The organism is Clostridiales bacterium, assembly GCA_030016385.1.
Lineage (GTDB): Bacteria > Bacillota > Clostridia > Clostridiales > Oxobacteraceae > JASEJN01.
This window is the reverse complement of the sequence record JASEJN010000061.1, coordinates 1-18320: the sequence shown is the minus strand read 5'-3', so window position 1 is coordinate 18320 and position 18320 is coordinate 1. Positions and strand designations below refer to the sequence as shown.

At 40.0% G+C, this 18320-nt stretch carries 17 protein-coding genes and 1 tRNA gene; 14 read left to right on the top strand and 4 right to left on the bottom strand.

Annotation, left to right across the window (positions count from 1 at the left end):
- Positions 1–155 precede the first annotated feature (155 nt).
- The 12 genes from QME45_12315 (at position 156) to QME45_12260 (ending at position 12139) form a co-directional block, all read left to right on the top strand.
- The gene (locus QME45_12315; protein MDI6619431.1) at positions 156–959 is read left to right on the top strand and encodes an FMN-binding protein; all 804 of its coding nucleotides are present in this window, start codon (positions 156–158) and stop codon (positions 957–959) included.
- Between the two features lie 92 nt (positions 960–1051).
- Positions 1052–2107 carry an FAD:protein FMN transferase gene (locus QME45_12310; protein MDI6619430.1) on the top strand — a complete coding sequence of 352 codons (1056 nt, stop codon included), beginning with the start codon at positions 1052–1054 and terminating at the stop codon, positions 2105–2107.
- A 30-nt stretch (positions 2108–2137) separates the two neighbouring features.
- On the top strand, positions 2138–3496 hold the full coding sequence (locus QME45_12305) for a UbiA-like polyprenyltransferase (GenBank protein ID MDI6619429.1): 1359 nt from the start codon (positions 2138–2140) through the stop codon (positions 3494–3496).
- 4 nt (positions 3497–3500) lie between these two features.
- Complete coding sequence (locus QME45_12300; protein MDI6619428.1) at positions 3501–4073, top strand: flavin prenyltransferase UbiX; 573 nt, start codon at positions 3501–3503, stop codon at positions 4071–4073.
- Between the two features lie 3 nt (positions 4074–4076).
- Positions 4077–5006 (top strand): MetQ/NlpA family ABC transporter substrate-binding protein, encoded by a 930-nt coding sequence (locus QME45_12295; protein ID MDI6619427.1) that lies wholly within the window; start codon positions 4077–4079, stop codon positions 5004–5006.
- A 5-nt stretch (positions 5007–5011) separates the two neighbouring features.
- Positions 5012–5761: an ABC transporter ATP-binding protein gene (locus tag QME45_12290; GenBank protein ID MDI6619426.1), complete on the top strand. Its 750-nt coding sequence runs from the start codon at positions 5012–5014 to the stop codon at positions 5759–5761.
- The gene (locus tag QME45_12285) at positions 5758–6498 is read left to right on the top strand and encodes an ABC transporter permease (GenBank protein ID MDI6619425.1); all 741 of its coding nucleotides are present in this window, start codon (positions 5758–5760) and stop codon (positions 6496–6498) included. Before QME45_12290 ends, QME45_12285 begins: the two co-directional genes overlap by 4 nt.
- A 230-nt stretch (positions 6499–6728) precedes the next feature.
- Positions 6729–7694: a MoxR family ATPase gene (locus QME45_12280; protein ID MDI6619424.1), complete on the top strand. Its 966-nt coding sequence runs from the start codon at positions 6729–6731 to the stop codon at positions 7692–7694.
- On the top strand, positions 7681–8859 hold the full coding sequence (locus tag QME45_12275) for a DUF58 domain-containing protein (protein MDI6619423.1): 1179 nt from the start codon (positions 7681–7683) through the stop codon (positions 8857–8859). Before QME45_12280 ends, QME45_12275 begins: the two co-directional genes overlap by 14 nt.
- A 2-nt stretch (positions 8860–8861) precedes the next feature.
- Entirely contained in the window at positions 8862–11165 is a 2304-nt protein-coding gene (locus QME45_12270; protein MDI6619422.1) for a transglutaminaseTgpA domain-containing protein, read from the top strand.
- A 193-nt stretch (positions 11166–11358) separates the two neighbouring features.
- Positions 11359–11435: transfer RNA gene (locus tag QME45_12265), tRNA-Leu, on the top strand.
- A gap of 200 nt (positions 11436–11635) precedes the next feature.
- Complete coding sequence (locus QME45_12260; protein MDI6619421.1) at positions 11636–12139, top strand: GNAT family N-acetyltransferase; 504 nt, start codon at positions 11636–11638, stop codon at positions 12137–12139.
- A gap of 77 nt (positions 12140–12216) precedes the next feature.
- On the opposite strand, the gene fucO is transcribed toward QME45_12260, so the two are convergent.
- Together fucO and QME45_12250 are read right to left on the bottom strand one after the other, a co-directional pair.
- Positions 12217–13371, bottom strand: coding sequence for a lactaldehyde reductase (fucO, locus tag QME45_12255; GenBank protein ID MDI6619420.1), 1155 nt, complete (start codon positions 13369–13371; stop codon positions 12217–12219).
- A 242-nt stretch (positions 13372–13613) separates the two neighbouring features.
- On the bottom strand, positions 13614–14621 hold the full coding sequence (locus QME45_12250) for a GNAT family N-acetyltransferase (GenBank protein ID MDI6619419.1): 1008 nt from the start codon (positions 14619–14621) through the stop codon (positions 13614–13616).
- A 306-nt stretch (positions 14622–14927) separates the two neighbouring features.
- Between QME45_12250 and QME45_12245 the strand changes: the two genes are divergently transcribed.
- Both QME45_12245 and QME45_12240 read left to right on the top strand, forming a co-directional pair.
- Positions 14928–15302, top strand: a complete 375-nt coding sequence (locus QME45_12245) for a GntR family transcriptional regulator (protein ID MDI6619418.1) — start codon at positions 14928–14930, stop codon at positions 15300–15302.
- 12 nt (positions 15303–15314) lie between these two features.
- The gene (locus tag QME45_12240; protein ID MDI6619417.1) at positions 15315–16691 is read left to right on the top strand and encodes a DUF5808 domain-containing protein; all 1377 of its coding nucleotides are present in this window, start codon (positions 15315–15317) and stop codon (positions 16689–16691) included.
- Between the two features lie 43 nt (positions 16692–16734).
- On the opposite strand, the gene QME45_12235 is transcribed toward QME45_12240, so the two are convergent.
- Both QME45_12235 and QME45_12230 read right to left on the bottom strand, forming a co-directional pair.
- Positions 16735–17907: a SpoIIE family protein phosphatase gene (locus QME45_12235; protein MDI6619416.1), complete on the bottom strand. Its 1173-nt coding sequence runs from the start codon at positions 17905–17907 to the stop codon at positions 16735–16737.
- Between the two features lie 14 nt (positions 17908–17921).
- Complete coding sequence (locus QME45_12230; protein MDI6619415.1) at positions 17922–18179, bottom strand: (2Fe-2S) ferredoxin domain-containing protein; 258 nt, start codon at positions 18177–18179, stop codon at positions 17922–17924.
- Between the last annotated feature and the right edge of the window lie 141 nt (positions 18180–18320).

Here is an 18320-nt window from a genome sequence, read left to right as displayed (position 1 = left end):
TTTCATAATGCTCATTCGTTGTTCAAAATAACATAATCCTATTTATGCCTGATTTTAAATTGTGAATTGGAATATTAGTCAAATATTTATTGAATTTATTTACAGTTTGTTATAAAATAAACGTTGAAAAGTCAAATATTTCTAGGAGGAATATTATGAAAAAGGCAATGTCCGTTGTATTAACGTTAATTATGGTGGCGTTTATTGCAACTGGCTGTGGCAAGACGAAGACTCAACAATCGGATTCAACATCGGGAGGCGGTACCGGCGCTTATCAGGATGGCAAATACAAGGCGTCGTTTGATTTTATCGATGGCCATGGTTGGAAACCATTTCTTGAAGTCGAAGTCAAGGATAAAAAGGTCGTTAAAGTCAACTTTGATTATGTAAACCCGGATGGACAATTAAAGACAAAGGATGAAGCATATAACAAGGCGATGAAGGCACAAAACGGAACAAATCCGGCCGAGTACAGCCCTAAATTGGATGCAAGTCTGGTAAAGGCTCAGAACGGAGAAGGAGTTCAGGCGGTTTCGGGCGCAACCAGTTCTTCAAATAATTTCAAGGCTTTAGCGACGGCGCTGCTTGCGAAAGCTGCCAAGGGCGATACATCAGAGACAATACTGCCTATGAATGATACTTATACAGCGATAGAGAAGGATTTTGATTCGCATGGATGGAAGGCACAGGTATCGGTAACATATGAGAATGGTAAAATTACCAAAGTAATATATGAAGAGCTTGATAAGAACGGGAAGAAAAAGAGCGAAGATACACAATATAACTCCCAAATGAAGGCACAATCAGGCACTTCAATGGTTGAAGCAGCAAAGAAACTGGCGGATTCATTTCTTGCAAACAACAATGATCCGAACAAGGTTGATACTGTAACAGGGGCGACCGAAACAACTGCTAAGTTCAAGACCCTTGTACAGGCAGCTATGGCGATGAGAAAATAAAACTTTAGGATATCAGAATAATGATTATAGAATATAAAGGCTTTAGGGGCGGCTCTAAAGCCTTTATAATAGTGTAAATTGGAGGGCCTATTATGCTTCAACATAAAAAGGCGATAATTGCTGCGGTTGTTCTCGCAATAATAATTTCGATATTTGCTTCAGGATGCGACAAGAAAGATAACGGAATACTTCAGGAACCATTGACAAAGACTGACTTTATGCTTGGGACAGTGTGTACTGTCAAGATATATGATGCAGTACCGCAAAATATACTTGACAAGGTTTTTGAAAGGCTTAAAGAGATAGATAAAGAGATGACCATTAATGCGGCAGGGAGCGAAGTGGATGAAGTAAATGACAATGCCGGAGTGCAGCCCGTCAAGGTCACGGATGATGTATATTATGTTATAAAAACAGGAAAGGAGTTCGGAAGTATATCGGGAGGTTTGTTCGATATTTCAATAGGGCCCGTTGTAAAGCTGTGGAATATAGGTACTGATAAAGCGAGGGTGCCTTCAGATAGCGAAATTGATGCAAGACTTCCGCTCGTAAACTATAGGGATATAGTGCTTGATGACACGGATAAAACGATATTCTTAAAGAAAAAAGGGATGATGCTGGACATTGGAGGCATCGCAAAGGGGTATGCGGCGGATGAATGCTGCAGGATACTTAAGGAAAACGGAGTCAAGCATGCCATAGTAAACCTTGGGGGAAATGTGTCCACCTTGGGATGCAACCCTAATGGGAACCGTGACTGGAACATAGGCGTGCAGGACCCGTTCAGCGGGAGAGGAGATTATTTTGGCATAGTTCATGTGTCGGATAAAACAATAGTTTCATCCGGAGTTTATGAAAGATATTTTATGCAGAACGGGAAGAGATATCATCATATTTTGAATACTAAAAACGGATACCCTGTGGATAACGGGTTGGTCGGGACTACGATCATAACTGATAAGTCGATAAGAGCTGACGGACTTTCGACTACCGTTTTTGCGGCCGGTATAGAAAAGGGAATTGAAATAGTAAAAAATATGAAAGGCGTGGAGGCCATATTTATTACAGAGAACCGCGAGGTTTATGTAACACCCGACCTTAAAGGCGATCTGAAGATAACAAACAAAGATTTCAAGCTCGTGAATTGAACTTATATTTTCTCGGAAGGTTTGATGATTATGGCATATAAAGATTTACAGGATTTTATGAATGTGCTGGATGAGAAGGGGCTTTTAAGAAAAATAAATGCTGAAGTCGACAGCAGACTTGAAATTACGGAAATAACGGACAGAGTATGCAAATCGTCCGGTCCGGCACTTCTGTTTGAAAATGTCAGGGGTTCGAAGTACCCCCTTTTAATCAATATATTCGGAAGCTATGAGCGGTTGAATTTAGCATTTCAGACAGACGAAATAGACGATATAGCAGGCTCGATAGCAGACTTGATCGATGTCTCGAACTACATGGGGCTTATCGAAAAAATCAAATCCATTCCAAGGCTTGCAAAGCTCGCCATGATATTTCCCAGGAAGGTTGAAAGGGCTTGCTGCCAGGAGGTAGTCGAAGACGCAGACCTATCGTCCCTTCCCGTTTTAAAGTGCTGGCCCAAGGATGGGGGGCGGTTCATAACACTTCCTCTTGTCATAACAAGAGACCCTGAAACAGGGCTTCAAAATATGGGCATGTACAGGCTTCAGGTATATGACAAAAATACCACAGGAATGCACTGGCATCTTCACAAGGATGGCAGAAGGATATATGAGAAATATAAAAAGCTTGGAGGAAGAATGCCTGTTTCTGTGGCAATCGGGTGCGATCCTGCGACAGTGGTTGGCAAACCCCCAAATGTATTGAACAGGTATATAGACAGGAAAATAGATGCAAAGAATCCGAGAACTTCAGGAAGACACCTTCCGAAGGGCATTGTAAAGGGATATGAGGTAATTGTATTGTCTACAGTAAGCTTTGCGCTTCTGACGGTGGCGGCATATATGCTGAATCCGCTCTGCCTTGAACTTTTACCACTTGCCCTTGCGTTATTCATAGTATATTCATTTACAAAGAGGTTCACATGGCTGTGCCATATAATACTCGGGATTACATGCGGAGGTGCGCCCGTTGGTGCATGGATCGCCGTGACGGGAAAGATAGGATGGCCTTCGATTGTGCTTGGGGCTGTTGTAATGCTGTGGGTTTCTGGTTTTGATATAATATATGGCTCCCAGGATTATGAATTTGATAAAAGGGAGGGCCTGTTTTCAATACCAGTGAGGTTCGGAGTCAAAAATGCGCTGATTATATCCAAAGTATTTCATATAATTGCAATATTGCTCCTGCTCTATCTGCACTTGATTTTGCATAGGGGTATATTGTACCTTATCGGTGTTACAATTGTCGCCGGTCTATTGTATGTTGAGCACAGCATAGTGTCACCGAAGAACCTTTCAAATGTAAAAATAGCTTCTTATAACATAAACGAGATCGTGAGCGTGATACTTTTCATTTTTGCAGCAGGCGATATATTTCTTATGAGGTGATAGATTGAAAAAATACATAATAGGGATTACGGGTGCCAGCGGCAGTATATACGGTGTAAGGCTGGCCGAGGAAGTACTGAAGCGGAAAAATGATGTTTTTCTTGTTATAACCGAAAATGGCGAAAGGGTTATGGAATACGAAACAGGATATGGACTTTCAGATGTGATAAAAAGGCTTTCAGAAACAGGCAATATAAATCTATGCGGCATACACGACATATTTGCACCTATTGCAAGCGGATCTTTTAAAGTTGATGGCATGGCCGTCGTGCCGTGTTCAATGGGGACGATGGGCTGCCTCGCAAATGGAATATCATTGAACCTTTTAGACAGAGCTGCGGATGTTTGCATAAAGGAAAAGAGGAAGCTTGTGCTTGTCCCAAGGGAGACGCCTTTAAACACCATACATATTGAGAATATGTTAAAGCTTAGCAAATGCGGTGTGGATATAATCCCTGCGGCACCGGGATTTTATAATAAGCCTGAAAGCATCGACGACATGGTAAATTTTATAACAGGAAAAGTTCTCGAGCACCTTGGAATGGAGAATGATTTATACAAAAAATGGGGGGGATAGGTGATGAAAAAAGCACTGGTTTATATATTATCTATAATACTGATAATTTCTTTTCCAGCCTGTTCTAAAAGCATGAAAAAAACGGGATCCCTTAGCATAGGCGTGCTTCCCGACGTCGATTCGATACCGCTTATAATCGCAAGGCAGCAGGGATATTTTAAAGAGGAGGGAGTCAGCATAAATATAGAGCAGTTTAAAAGCGCAAAGGAAAGGGACAGCGCATTCCAGGCCGGCAAGCTTGACGGAGCGGTATCAGATGTGCTTGCGGAAGCATTTGCAAAAGATGGAGGATTCGATGTGAAGATAACCTCCATGACAAATGGAAGCTATAAGCTGCTGGTGAACAAAAATGCCGGTATCGGCAGCATAAGGGACCTCAAGGATAGAAGTATCGCGATATCAAGCAATACAATAATAGAATATGCCACAGACATGATGGTAAAAGAAGGGGGCCTTGCAGTAAGCGATGTCAGGAAGACTCCCATAGCCGAGATACCTGTAAGGCTTGAAATGCTCCAGAACGGCAAAATAGATGCCGCAACGCTTCCGGATCCACTTGCCACCGTTGCGTTAAAAAATGGCGCGATATTGCTTGGGAGTACCGACAAACTGAATATAAATCCCGGAGTGCTCATATTCACTTCAAAATCGATAGGCTCAAAGGAAAAGGAAATCGATGCCTTTTACAGGGCGTATAACAGAGCGGTGGAATACCTAAAATCCCAGCCCAAATCGAGTTACATGGATGCAATAATAAAGGAGTCGGGATTTCCAGAAGATGTAAAAAGCACAATTGTGCTTCCAAATTATACAAAGGCATCGCTTGTATCGAAAAAGGATACTGCCGATGTATTGGCATGGCTCAAAGACAAGGACCTCATTAAAAATAACTATGGTTACAAAGATCTGACAGATGACAGGTTTGTGAGGTAACATGGATGATTCAAATCAAAAATCTTTCGGTTGATTACAAAGATGATAAGGGCAGTTTTACTGCCATTTCTGATATAAATATGGAAATAGGGAATGAAGACATTTATGCTGTACTTGGTCCGTCAGGTTGCGGAAAGTCCACACTGCTTCATGTACTATCCGGCATAATAAAAAATTATAGGGGCACCGTGTTTATAAATAAGAGGCCCGTCAATCCATCACTTCAGAGGATAGGAATAATATTTCAAAACTATGGTCTCCTTCCGTGGGAAAACATATATAAAAATGCGATACTGGGAGTCGAAATAAAAGATGGAGGCAGAATAGACAGACAGTACGTTGAATACATGTTAAAAAAACTTGAGATCTGGGAATTCAAAGATAGATATCCCAATATATTGAGCGGCGGTCAGAGGCAGAGAGTGGCGATTGCACGCTCGTTCATACTTAAACCCGATGTACTTTTGATGGATGAGCCGTTCTCAGCCCTTGACGCGATAACAAGGGAGGAGACACAAGAACTGTTCCTCGGGATATGGAAGGAAAACAGGGTGTCTTCGGTATTCGTGACACACAGCATAGAGGAAGCAATATGTGTCGGAACGAAGGTTGCAGTGCTGTCGAAATCTCCGGGAAGTATTTTAGCCGTATTCGAAAATCCATTATTCGGAAAAGAAAATTTGAGGCTTTCAAAGGAGTTTTATGAAATGGTTATGAAGATACGGGAATTTATAAAAGAAGGCTGGTTTGATTGAGAAATAGAAAAAGCCGCATAAGTTTTATTTATGGCATTTTGGCTATACTTGTAATATGGAAATTATTATCTTTGATATTGAAGTTGCCAATTGTGCCGTCACCCGAGGCAGTATTTATAAATATTCGTCATGTTTTCATAAGTAAAATACTGATTCATGCTGCATGCAGCATGGCAAGAGTGTTCGCAGGCATAATGCTGTCCGCAGTTTTCGGAGTGCCTCTAGGTTTAATGATGGGGTATTATAAATGGTGGGATAGGCTTCTGTCCCCTATAATTTATTTCATTTACCCTATACCAAAGATTGCACTTTTGCCTGTCGTGATGCTTTTGTTCGGGCTTGGCGAAGCATCCAAAATCATAATGATAATGCTGATTGTATCGTCACAGGTAATCGTGTCGTCAAGGGATGCCGTCATGAAAATACCTTCTGAAACATATTACTCGCTGTATTCTTTAGGTGCAAAGCCACGTCAGGTATTCAAAAAAATAATCATACCTGCAGTGCTTCCGGAGCTTGTAACATCAATAAGAGTGGCGCTTGGTACGTCCGTCTCAATATTGTTCTTTACAGAAACTTTCGGTACGGAATATGGAATGGGTTACTTTATAATGGATTCATGGATGAGGGTCAATTATGTGGAAATGTATTCAGGCATAGTTATACTGAGCATTATGGGCTTTGGATTGTTCACGCTTGTTGACTTTATTGAAAGACACCTATGCCCGTGGAAATAAAGCCCATATGGCGGACATTTTCAGGTGCATATTTTATATTTGAAGAATATTTATACATCCGACATTTTCGCAACAATTGAAATCGGGATATATTTAAAGTTTGAATATCAATATGGAGGTTATAATTAAAACAGGTAATTTTTAAATTATTATTAACGGTAAATTAAATGAAGGAATTTGACACGATTATATAGAATTTAATTTTTGTCGTATATATAAACACTATTGGGGTGATTTTTTTGGAGAACAGCAAGGAAAAAATAAATTCACTGGTAGAAAATGTTGAGAGTGTAATAGTTGGAAAGAGAAAAGTAGTCGAAAAAATTTCTGCGGCTCTTATATCGGGAGGTCACGTGCTTCTGGAGGACGTACCAGGTGTGGGCAAGACGATAATGGTTCGCGCGCTGGCAAAATCTCTCGGGTGCTCATTCAAAAGGATTCAGTTTACGCCTGACCTTTTGCCTTCCGATATAACAGGCGTGTCGGTGTTTAATCAAAAGACGGGTGATTTTGAATTCAAAGCGGGTCCCGTTATGAACCAGATAATACTTGCGGACGAAATAAACAGGACATCTCCCAAAACCCAATCGAGTCTGCTGGAGGTAATGGAAGAACATCAGGTAACGGCGGATGGGAAGACTTATAGCCTGAAGAAACCGTTTATGGTACTTGCAACGCAAAATCCTATTGAATATGAAGGGACATTTCCCCTTCCCGAGGCGCAGCTTGACAGGTTTATGATGAAAATATCGATAGGATATCCGGTTGAAGACGAGGAGAAGGCTATCTTAAGGAGATTTAAAACAGAAAATCCGATAGATAGTTTAAAGGAAGTATTGACATCCGATGATATTTTAGAGATCCAGGACGATGTGAAAAAAATATATGTAGATGATTCGATAGATGATTATATTATAAATATTGTGAGAGCTACAAGAAATAATCCGGATATACTCCTTGGAGCAAGCCCAAGGGGTTCTCTTGCGCTGTTCAGGGTATCCCAGGCCTGGGCAATTATAAATGGAAGGGAGTACGTGCTTCCTGACGATGTAAAAAACCTTGCAAAATCCGTGCTCGGGCACAGGCTGATTGTAAAGCCGGAAGTAAAACTTCGGGGGATTACATCCGATGATATAATGTCGAATATATTGGGACAGGTACACATCCCAATCGTGAGAAGATATGTTCAGGTATAAAAAGTCGGTAATATTTCTTGTGCTTGGCAGTTTGATATTTGCGATATTTGGAGGAGGAAAGCTGCCATATTTTGTTTTATGTATAGTCATCTTTACAGTTCTAATATCATATTTTTGGACACGATCCGTTGTGTCAAAGCTTACAGTAAGGCAGAAAACAGTTAGTGACAGCGTCAATGTGGGTGACAGGGCGCAAATAAGTACGATGGTTTTTAACGGCAGCTTGCTTCCTGCCATATATGTTGAAATAAAAAATGAAATGATTAAAAATATTACGGGCAAGGACTCGCCGGGCAACGTCATATATTTGATGCCTTTCGATTCCAAAAGGGTTACGGAAAATTTTATATGCAAATACAGGGGACGTTATAATTTTGGACCCGTTACTGTGAGTATATCGGATGTATTCGGACTATTTACATGGGAAATAAAGGTGAAACTGGAAGGCACGTTCAATGTTTATCCTAAGGTTGTTAAACTCTCGAAGTTTAGTACAAGGTCCGCCCAGGTTTTCGGTACCGTTACAACCAAACAAAATGCAAATGAGGATTACTCTAGTATATCGGACATAAGAAAATATTACCCGGGTGATAGCCTGAGAAAAATACACTGGAAAGTTTCAGCGAGGAAGGGGCTTCTTTATGTTAAAAATTACGAGATGACGGGAAGCGCTGAAGCCCATGTATTTTTGAATCTATATAAATATGACTATAGTGATATTTACAGGATGGATACCGAAGAGAAATCGGTGGAGTGTGCCATATCGGTTGTTTATTTCATGCTTCGGGAAGGCGTAAGTACGATGCTGTATGCAAACAGCAAGAAGCAGGTGTATACAGGAAGCAGGGATTTAAGCGGATTTAAAAATTTTATGGAAGAACTTATAAACGTAAAGTCCGACGGGGAGGAGCCATTTGAAGAATTGCTGGAATTAAGGTCAAGGCTTATATCCAGAGGCTCGACTGTCATCCTGATAACATGCGCTGTATATGACGCTTTGATAAACAGAATTATCCAGCTCAAGGAAATAGGTTTTGATGTGATTTTAGTGTATACTGTGATTAATGACATAAGTGAAAAACATTTGAAAATAATTTCCCATTACGATATAAAGCTTTATAAAGTGGGACTCAATGACGATGTCAAGATGGCACTGGAGGGATAGCCTTGCGCTCTAAGGTTACAGCCGGAAAATATATAATATACTGTACGATCATCTCTCTGCTTGTTTATATACTTACGAAGGCGTTTATGGGATACATGAATTTTAAAATGGGCGGATGGACTATTGTAGCAGTATCGGCAGCCGTAAATATAATTATGTATTTGCTGTTTTCTTATCCTCTGATATTTCTGTCTGCCTTTGCCGTTATGTTTGTGTTTGCTGCGGTATTATTTGTATCCACTAAATTTGATTTGGCATTTACGGCGCAAAATCTATATGGAATATTTCAAAACTGCATCAGATGGTATATAACTTATCTTTTCAATAATATACAGTTAAACAGGCAATATTCAGTCATTATAACGGTATTATTTGTAATAATCATAACAGCAGTGATATTCCTGCTTGTAGTTTTAAAACGCTATATTCTGTTAACCATGGTATCGGGGATAGTTGCCCTATCGTTTATGTGGTTTTTCGGATATGCGCTGAGCTATAAATATATGCAGCAATATTTGGCGGTTTCTTTCATATTATATGCATTTAATTATTACACTATAAAGGAAGCGGAATGGAAGCGCAAGAAAAGTATATATACGAAAAAGATTTCAATTGTCTGGATGAGCGGTGCAGCCGTTTCAATGGCTGTTGTAATTCTTCTGACATTTCTATTTCCAATACAAATAAAACCTTTAAATTCAAGATGGTTGAATGATAACGTTTTTAGCAAGATATACAATCTGGGTTTCAGAGAGGCCGGCAGACTGCCCAATCAGAGCAGTGAGACAAATGAAATTTTTTCAATAAGTTCTTTTGGATATCAGGACGGCCCTTCAAAATTGGGAGGGCCTGTCAGCTTTTCAAACAAGCTTCTTTTGAAAGTGAAAATAGACGGGGATGTTTCATTCCCGGTTTACTTAAGAGGCTCGGTAAAGGATGTATATACAGGATCTATGTGGGATAATATCAGACATAGTTCTGCCCTGAATAATAATGGACATGATAATATAACCATAAGCAGCGGCAATGTTATAAGCTCCCTGTTAGGAAATGAAGATAACATCAAAAAATATAATGAAATCACGACTACAGTATACCCGGAGGCTATGGATGTGCGTTCTATATTTAATGTATGGAAGCCATACATGGCACAGATAAATTTCGATTCTAACATAAATTATAGCGAGGATGGCCAGATCAGTTTTTCGAGGCTTGCAGCGAATAAAAAAGAATATAAAGTGATATCAAGAGTTCCTGTTGTATATGCTGATGAACTTAAAAAGGGAAAGGCCGCATCCGGCGGAGGATACACAAGAAAGGACATGTACCGTTATCTTGAACTTCCGACAAACATTCCTCAAAGAGTAATGAATCTCACAAAGGAGATTACTGGTGAATACAAAACGGATTATGAAAAGGCTTCTGCCATACAGAGCTATTTAAGGAATAATTACAGATACACTCTGGAGACATCAATTGTTCCTGATGGACGTGACTTTGTGGATTATTTCCTGTTCGATGAAAAGAAGGGATATTGCACATATTACGCATCGGCTATGGCTGTGATGAGCAGGATGGCAGGCATACCTTCAAGGTATGTTGAAGGTTTTGCGATAAGTGAATCGGATAAAGGCAGCGACGGGATATATAAAGTACCGGCATACAGGGCCCATGCATGGGTGGAGCTTTACTTTGACGGTTATGGATGGGTCAGGTTTGAGCCAACATCTTCATATACTGTTCCTGATTATGAAAGGCCAAGCACACAGGCTGATACATCGCCATCCACGAATCCGCAGGTTTCACCGGTAATTCCTCAGAAAGACCCAGATTCACAGCAACAGACACCAGGGACGGATGAGAAAACGGTAGACAATGTTGAAAGTAAAAGGACCGTGCCATGGCAGATATATGCCGTTATAGCAGTTCTGGCCCTTATTTTCATTAAGACGGCGGTAAAATACGCGATAAGCAGGGGCCGGATAAATAAGGCCGATAAGCTGAATGATAAGCAGGCTGCAGTGGAATATTTCAAACTTATAGCGAAAAAGCTCAAGCTATGCGGGATAACGATGGAGGAAGGCGAGACTCCGGCGGAGTTTGGAGATAGGATAAATAGCGGACTTCTATGCTACGATATAAATATAAAGGACATTATAGGTACATTTGACAGGATAAGATTCGGAAACTTCCGTATACAGGACGAGGACAGGGACAAATTCAAATACACTATAAAAATACTGGATAAGTTTATAAAGGATAAGAAGGGGCCTGTAAAATATTTTATATATAAATTCGTATTATAATTACGCAGGTACAGGGGGATTACCCTTTATATAGAATCTGCCGGGACGTATTTTTATATTTGAAATAATATTCTTCAGATAATCTATATACATCATATCTGTTGTTTTAGATTAGCGATTTTTATGTGGACACTATAAAAAAATGATGTTATAATTTATAAGTGCAGTTCGAAAAAATGCTTTTGCATTTTTTGCGCGAGTGACGAAATTGGCACACGTATACGATTCAGGGTCGTAGTTTTGCGGGTTCAACTCCCGCCTCGCGCACCAGAAAAGACATATCTTCCGCCAAGGGGAAGATATGTCTTTCTTTATGCACAAAAATCTGGCATTCATAAATGCAGGTTTCATATAATCGTGCAGACAAACAGGAATTTGCAGGTCAGAGAAAGCACGATATAATTTATCTTAGATGAAATAAAAAACCCATTATAGAGTTGATAAAATTTCTGTTGAAGAGGTGAATTAATATGGATTTAAGATTGGCTAAGAAGAGTGATTTGCCGCAACTTAAAACGATGTATGAAAAAATAATCGGCAATATGAATAAAAACAACATACAGATTTGGGATGAAATTTATCCCTGCGAGTTTTTTCAAGATGATATTGAAAGTAAAAGTCTTTATATATTAACTGAAGATAATGACATGGTAGCCGCATTTGCTTTGTGCGAATCAAATGACGGCGAAGATCATTTGGCATGGGAAAATGTCAAAGAAAAGGCATTATATATAGATCGTTTTGGGGTTAATGTGAATTATTTAAGACAAGGAATAGGGGGGTTAATGCTCAAGAATGTCATGAAACTTGCAAAACAGAAGGGTGCCAAATATTTGAGATTATTTGTTGTAGATATAAATAAACCAGCAATAAATTTATATTTAAAAAATGGATTTAAGCGTGTTGATGGAATCTATGAAAAAGAAATTGATGATTTTGTATTGCATGAATATGGGTTTGAAATAAAAATATAGAACAATTATAAGATGAAAAAGCGTCCTGTGTTTAAACAGAACGCTTTTAAAGATCATTTTCTCTAAATCCGGATTGCTTAGAACGCTTTTCTGAACAATGCCTCTATATCTGCCACAGTAGTGTCTTTCGGGTTGCCGGGCGTGCATGCATCTTTTATTGCTGATGCCGCAAGCGACGGAATATCCTCCTCTTTCACTCCGATATCGTGAAGCTTTTGCGGTATGTTGACATCAGATGAAAGCTTGCGCACAGCATCTACGGCCGCTTTCTTATACTGTTTTGGAGTCATGCCTGAAACGTCGACACCCATTGCCTGTGCAATATATTTGAATTTTTCACCGGCAGCGTCAGCGTTGTACTCCATGACATACGGCAGCAAAAGGGCGCATGCGACGCCGTGGGGAGTGTCATAATATGCACTCAATGTATGTGCCATTCCATGGACAAGACCAAGGCCGACGTTGGAGAACGCCATGCCGGCAACATACTGGGCAACGCTCATACCTTCTCTTGCATCCATATCGACTTTAAGGACTGAATCCCGCAGGTAGTGGCTTACCATTTCAATTGCTTTAAGTTCGAACATATCGGAAAGTTCCCACGCGGCCTTTGTAGTATAACCTTCGATAGCGTGTGTAAGGGCATCCATTCCGGTTGCCGCGGCGAGGCCTTTAGGCATGGTAGCCATCATATCTGGATCGATGACGGCAATCATGGGAATATCGTGGGGATCGACGCATACGAATTTGCGTTTCTTTTCTACATCTGTAATTACATAGTTTATTGTAACCTCAGCAGCCGTACCGGATGTAGTCGGTACGGCAATAATGGGTACACTCGGTTTTTTAGTGGCGGCAGTGCCTTCCAGTGAACGAACATCAGAAAATTCGGGATTTGCAATTATGATGCCGATAGCTTTTGCGGTATCCATGGAAGAACCTCCGCCAACTGCAATGATGAAATCAGCGCCGCTCTTTTTGAATGCGGCGACACCCGTCTGTACATTCTCGATCGTCGGGTTCGGCTTTATATTATCATAAAGGTCGTAAGGAAATTTTGCTTCCTTGAGTATGTCAAGCACCTTGTCTGTCACTTTGAATTTGACGAGATCTTTGTCCGAAGTGACAAAAGCTTTCTTGAATCCACGCTTTTTTGCTTCCCCGGGAATAACCGAAATCGCTCCTTTCCCGAAATAAGATGTCTCATTCAATACCATTCTTCTGATTGACATTTTTACACTCTCCCCTCATAAAATTAAATTATTTATGCTTTCCATCATTTCACAATTTCTTCCGAAGTATTTTTACCAAAAGTCTTTATTCTGCCTTAATAGTAGAAATTTTAACGGTTATGTCATTTTCATCTTATCACTGTTTGCTGCTTTGTCAACCATCTCATAATATAGGGGGCGTATAAAGATAATTTGAATAATATTCTTCAAATACAAAATATGAACCCTGATATAAGCTTATGTTATTTTGAACACTCATTCGCCGGATTCAAGTTTTCCATACACCTTCTATACCAAAGCTCTTCATAGTCCTTGTGGGGAACGATACGTTCCGCGAGTTTGGCAGGGCTATGGATTTTTTCTTCATCACACCATTTGACATCCAGTGCATATGCCTCCATGTCGAGTTCGTCGGTATCCCAATAAACAGGGACGCTATCCCAGCCGGCAAGGTACGCGGCAATCACTCTTGTGTGCCCGTCGGTCATTATAGTTCGGCCGTTCAGTTTTTTAACCGGGATCGGATCAAAACGTGCTGGATCAGACGGATCAAACCATTCGCGCACCAGACGCAGTTTACCCTGACTTATATAAAGCTGGGTCGGCTGAAGCGCTTTTATCGGCATTTTGAATATCTCGTTTTGCGGAGGTGTAAATCGCCGCTTTTGAATGTACTCCCGGCGTGACAGTGTATAGTGATATTGATATTTTCCATTTTGGGGTTGCGGCAAATTCTCAGTCAAGGCCAATTTGAAGCCGTGCTTTTCCCACATGCGGCGGCTCCTGATATTGTAGTCTCCACAAAGGCAGTGCAGTACATCCGCATGTTCGCCGTTAAATGCATAGTCGATCATCATGCCGATGAACAGTGTACCGATGCCCCTATTCCAATATGACTTTTCCCCAATGCTCATATCTATGCGCCGAACATCGGTGGTATTGTCATACATGGCGAGTACATATGGCAAATTCATTTTTTGCAGCCAGCAATCACCGATTGGCACACCATTTACTTCAATAAGAAAGCAAAGGGCGTTTTGAGATACTCCCCCGTAGATTTCATGAACAGTTTCCGGATTGTATGAAAGTTCCACATTGTTTGTGCCGTCTTCAGTCCAATAAAGGACATCAGGGTCGGCACACCACCTGTATAAATACGGCAAATATTTATCAGAAAGAGGCTTCAGAACAATATTGTATGTGTCATTGCCTCCGTAAAGAGTTATATCATGTGATCTTATGATACTCATTTTATCATCTCCATATAATCATTGTGATTATGTATTTTAATGTGAATGACTATTCGCATGGCAAATAGTACGACAAAGATAATGTATATAACAAGCAGTTTATTGTTCCGGTTTGCTGAATTTGGGGTATTATTATCAGTCAAAATGCCTTTAATGGACTTATATAAATAAATAATATCATAAAAATTGAAAAAGAGGGGGTATATATTCTTCAAATAATATTTATACATCTGAAAAGGGTAATTGACATTAAGTATTATTTGTATTAGTATAAATAATACAAATAATAAAAAGAAGGGAAGGCAATTGATATTAAGGATAGAAATGACCAGCGACACACCGATTTATCAGCAAATCCGCAATAAAATCGTGTTTGGCGTTGCCAGAGGATATATTAAGCCGGGCGATTCATTGCCTACTGTCCGCCAACTGGCTAATGATATTGGTGTGAATCCGATGACTGTAAATAAAGCATATGCTCTTCTAAAAAAAGAAGGGATTATCGTGATTGAACGGAGGCATGGCGCTAAGATCAGCGATTGCCGAACAGGGGGAAATGCTTTTGAATCTGATTTTGACAGGCGGGTGGAACTTTTAGTTTCAGAAGCGCGTATGAAAGGTGCTTCAAAGCAAGATATCAAAAAACATATTTCAGATTTGATCGACACAGTTTACGACTAAGGGGGAATCTTTATGCTTCAATTATTGCTCATTGCTACATGGCTGATTTTTGGGACAATGTCAGTGTGCGCATTGTCCTATAAGGATCATCGTGATAATCAGATTCTGGGAGTGACACTCTCCCGCGAGCATGCAAAGCATCCGGAAGTGCAGAAAGTTATCAAGAAATTCAAAATCGCCTGTTATCTGGTTTTGCTTATATCCATAGCGTTTAGTTTTTTGATGCCGGCTAAAATGATAGGACAATACGCCGAGTTTTATATGCTGGTTCTGATTACGGCAAACATTTTTGCAAATTGGTTTGTTATTCATTTTTATCAGCAAGGGCTTTTATCCATAAAAAAAGAAAAAGCATGGATTTACAAGCGGACCAGGGTGGTAACTGTTGATATGAATGTTTCGAAGGAAAAAGGGAAATCGAGCGTTGCCTCCATCTGGGCATGGTTATTTCTATTTCTGAGCTTTATACCTGCGGTTTTTCTGCTCCTGCATGCAAAAGCACGGGAGTCTTATCCGATCGGATTCAGTCTTATCGGCCCTCTGTGCCAGTTAAATGCGATTTACTTATATTATCAAATGAGACATAGACATGTACCGGCGCTGAGTGATAACACGGAGATCAACAAGGCATGTGCAAGGACGGAAGAGCGTATCAATACAATGGCAGCTACACTTTTAGCTTTTGCCATGTTTGTATTTTGGGTCATGTTTAATATCTCTGTAATCTATGAAAAAAATGCTATATTTGTCGTTTTATCGGCCATCATTCTGGTAACCGTTCCAATTATGATCGCTTACTGGCAGCGGAAAAAAATCCGCACTGCGGAAAACAACTTTTTCGGTGAAATGCAGGAAAGGGATATTTTTGAACAGGAAAGCACATGGAAATGGGGATGCTACTATAATCCCAATGATCCCAGAATAATTGTGCCTAAAAGGATTGCAAGCATGGGCTTTACAATTAATATCGGAAACCCTGTCGGAAAGGCCATCGGCTTTGGGATCATTGTTTTGCTTTTGCTTATTTTCAGTACTATTTTTTATGGGGGCTTCAAGGATTATACGATAACTGAAAATGGTTCCAGGATTATAATTGATGCGGCCATGTATGACAGGAGCGTTGAGAAGAATCAGGTTGTTTCGCTGTCTACAATCGACAGAATTCCGGTAGGTACTCGTACGAACGGATACGGAGGCCTGAACAAAAGCTACGGACATTTTTCAATTAATGGATATGGGAAATGCATGCTGTACATTTACAATAAAGTCGACAAATACATTGTCCTTAAATTGAAAGGGGATAATCCGGCTTATATAATTGTCAACGATAAATCTCAGGATAAAACGGAGCGCCTCTATCAAGAAATCAAGCGATGGCTGACGGAGTAAAATGTATAATAAAAGTACGGACCGTAAGGGGAAGCGATGCAGATTAAGCATACTCCACTGTAACCTGTTTACCGAGGGATTTGAGGCATTCTGCCATTTCTTCAACAAGTTTCAGTTTTAAGCCTAAACTCAGCGGAAATTCGGGGTTTTGATGGGCGGGATTTATTGCCCTTCCTACATAAAAGTGGGCAGACGTACAGTCTTCAAGCAGAAGTTTAGCAAGCCTCGAGGCACCGTCCTGTTTGTTTAAATCAAATGAGTTGCGGAGGGAGGCATCTGCTGATATATATTTTTTCGCATAATCTACGGCTTTGCTCATCGTAAGGACGCCTTCGCATGTGAGGTCAATGCCGTCAATATCTGCGGTAGGAGGTACGGAAGGATTGACATAATTTAGATTTGTCCTCATTTTTTTGTCGAGGACGCGGCATACTATCTGGGATGTCGTTCCACCGCATACTACTTTTTTGCCATCGCTTTTTATGAATTTTTTTACAACATAATCATCGAGGTCTCTATCGACAGGAGGCCCGATTAATACATTGACATTTAAACCCTTTCTAATCTTGACAGCGACGATTGTGGTATCGTCACCAGGCTTTTGGGCATATAAATTATTGCATACGGCAAGCAAGAGGTTTGCAAAATTTTTTGCGGTCATGGACTTTTTATATATTCTTTCAGCGTATTCTTTAATGTTGTCCCATTGCCATCCGAAATTCAAAACCTGGCCTATGCCTGCATGAACCGCACCGTCGCTCATAATTATAAATGTATCATCAAGACCTGCATGGAATCTGCTTTCATTTATAATTCTGCCGTTTATATTTCTCGATTTTCCCTGGAGATTAAAATATTTACCATTCCTTAGCGTTATTATTGATGGATTATCAAACTCAGCAAGATAGCTTTCTCCGTTATTGAATATTTGAAGTATGGAAAATGTAGAATATGCTATCCCTCTTTCTTTGCATACCGGAAGAGTATTTGCTATAGTTTCCACGGCTTCATCTATAGTGGCTTCATGGGACAGCATCGTCCCGATAATCTTGCTTGTAAGGGTAGAAAGTATATTAGCTTTTACTCCGCTTCCCAAACCGTCTGCCAGCACTATGATAACCGAGTCTTTATTGCGTATTATTTCAACTTTATCGCCACAAAGCTCCTCGTTATATTTATTTAGGCTTTCATAATCTGCATCTACGAAAAAATCCATTTTTTTCACCCGTTCTATATATTTACACCGGCTTCTTTGAGTATCTGTTTCTCAAATACATCTTTTGCATTTGTTATGGAGACGTTGTCTATAAAATTTTCTCCCAATTTTAATGCGACGCCGTTTGTGCAATGCCCAAGACAAAATGATGCTTTTATCTCAATTTTATCTTCAAGGTTATACTGTTTTATAAGATCCTGAAATATTTTTATTATTTTATAAGAACCCTTTAGATGGCATGAGCTTCCAACGCAAATATAAACGTTAAACAATTAAAATACCCCCATTCTAGAATATAATAATTAATTTCTTAACAATTATAATATTTTATCCTTTTTGTGTCAATTTAGCTGTCAAACTTGAGTTTCCGCATATTTATCCACACCACCTGATTTAAGAGAGAACAGTTGTCC

Bases quoted from the DNA above. Each gene is read 5' to 3' on its own strand.
- QME45_12315 (MDI6619431.1), top strand. From the start codon at position 156: ATGAAAAAGGCAATGTCCGTTGTATTAACGTTAATTATGGTGGCGTTT.
- QME45_12310 (MDI6619430.1), top strand. From the start codon at position 1,052: ATGCTTCAACATAAAAAGGCGATAATTGCTGCGGTTGTTCTCGCAATA.
- QME45_12305 (MDI6619429.1), top strand. From the start codon at position 2,138: ATGGCATATAAAGATTTACAGGATTTTATGAATGTGCTGGATGAGAAG.
- QME45_12295 (MDI6619427.1), top strand. From the start codon at position 4,077: ATGAAAAAAGCACTGGTTTATATATTATCTATAATACTGATAATTTCT.
- QME45_12290 (MDI6619426.1), top strand. From the start codon at position 5,012: ATGATTCAAATCAAAAATCTTTCGGTTGATTACAAAGATGATAAGGGC.
- QME45_12275 (MDI6619423.1), top strand. From the start codon at position 7,681: ATGTTCAGGTATAAAAAGTCGGTAATATTTCTTGTGCTTGGCAGTTTG.
- QME45_12260 (MDI6619421.1), top strand. From the start codon at position 11,636: ATGGATTTAAGATTGGCTAAGAAGAGTGATTTGCCGCAACTTAAAACG.
- fucO (MDI6619420.1), bottom strand. From the start codon at position 13,371: ATGTCAATCAGAAGAATGGTATTGAATGAGACATCTTATTTCGGGAAA.
- QME45_12250 (MDI6619419.1), bottom strand. From the start codon at position 14,621: ATGAGTATCATAAGATCACATGATATAACTCTTTACGGAGGCAATGAC.
- QME45_12240 (MDI6619417.1), top strand. From the start codon at position 15,315: ATGCTTCAATTATTGCTCATTGCTACATGGCTGATTTTTGGGACAATG.
- QME45_12235 (MDI6619416.1), bottom strand. From the start codon at position 17,907: ATGGATTTTTTCGTAGATGCAGATTATGAAAGCCTAAATAAATATAAC.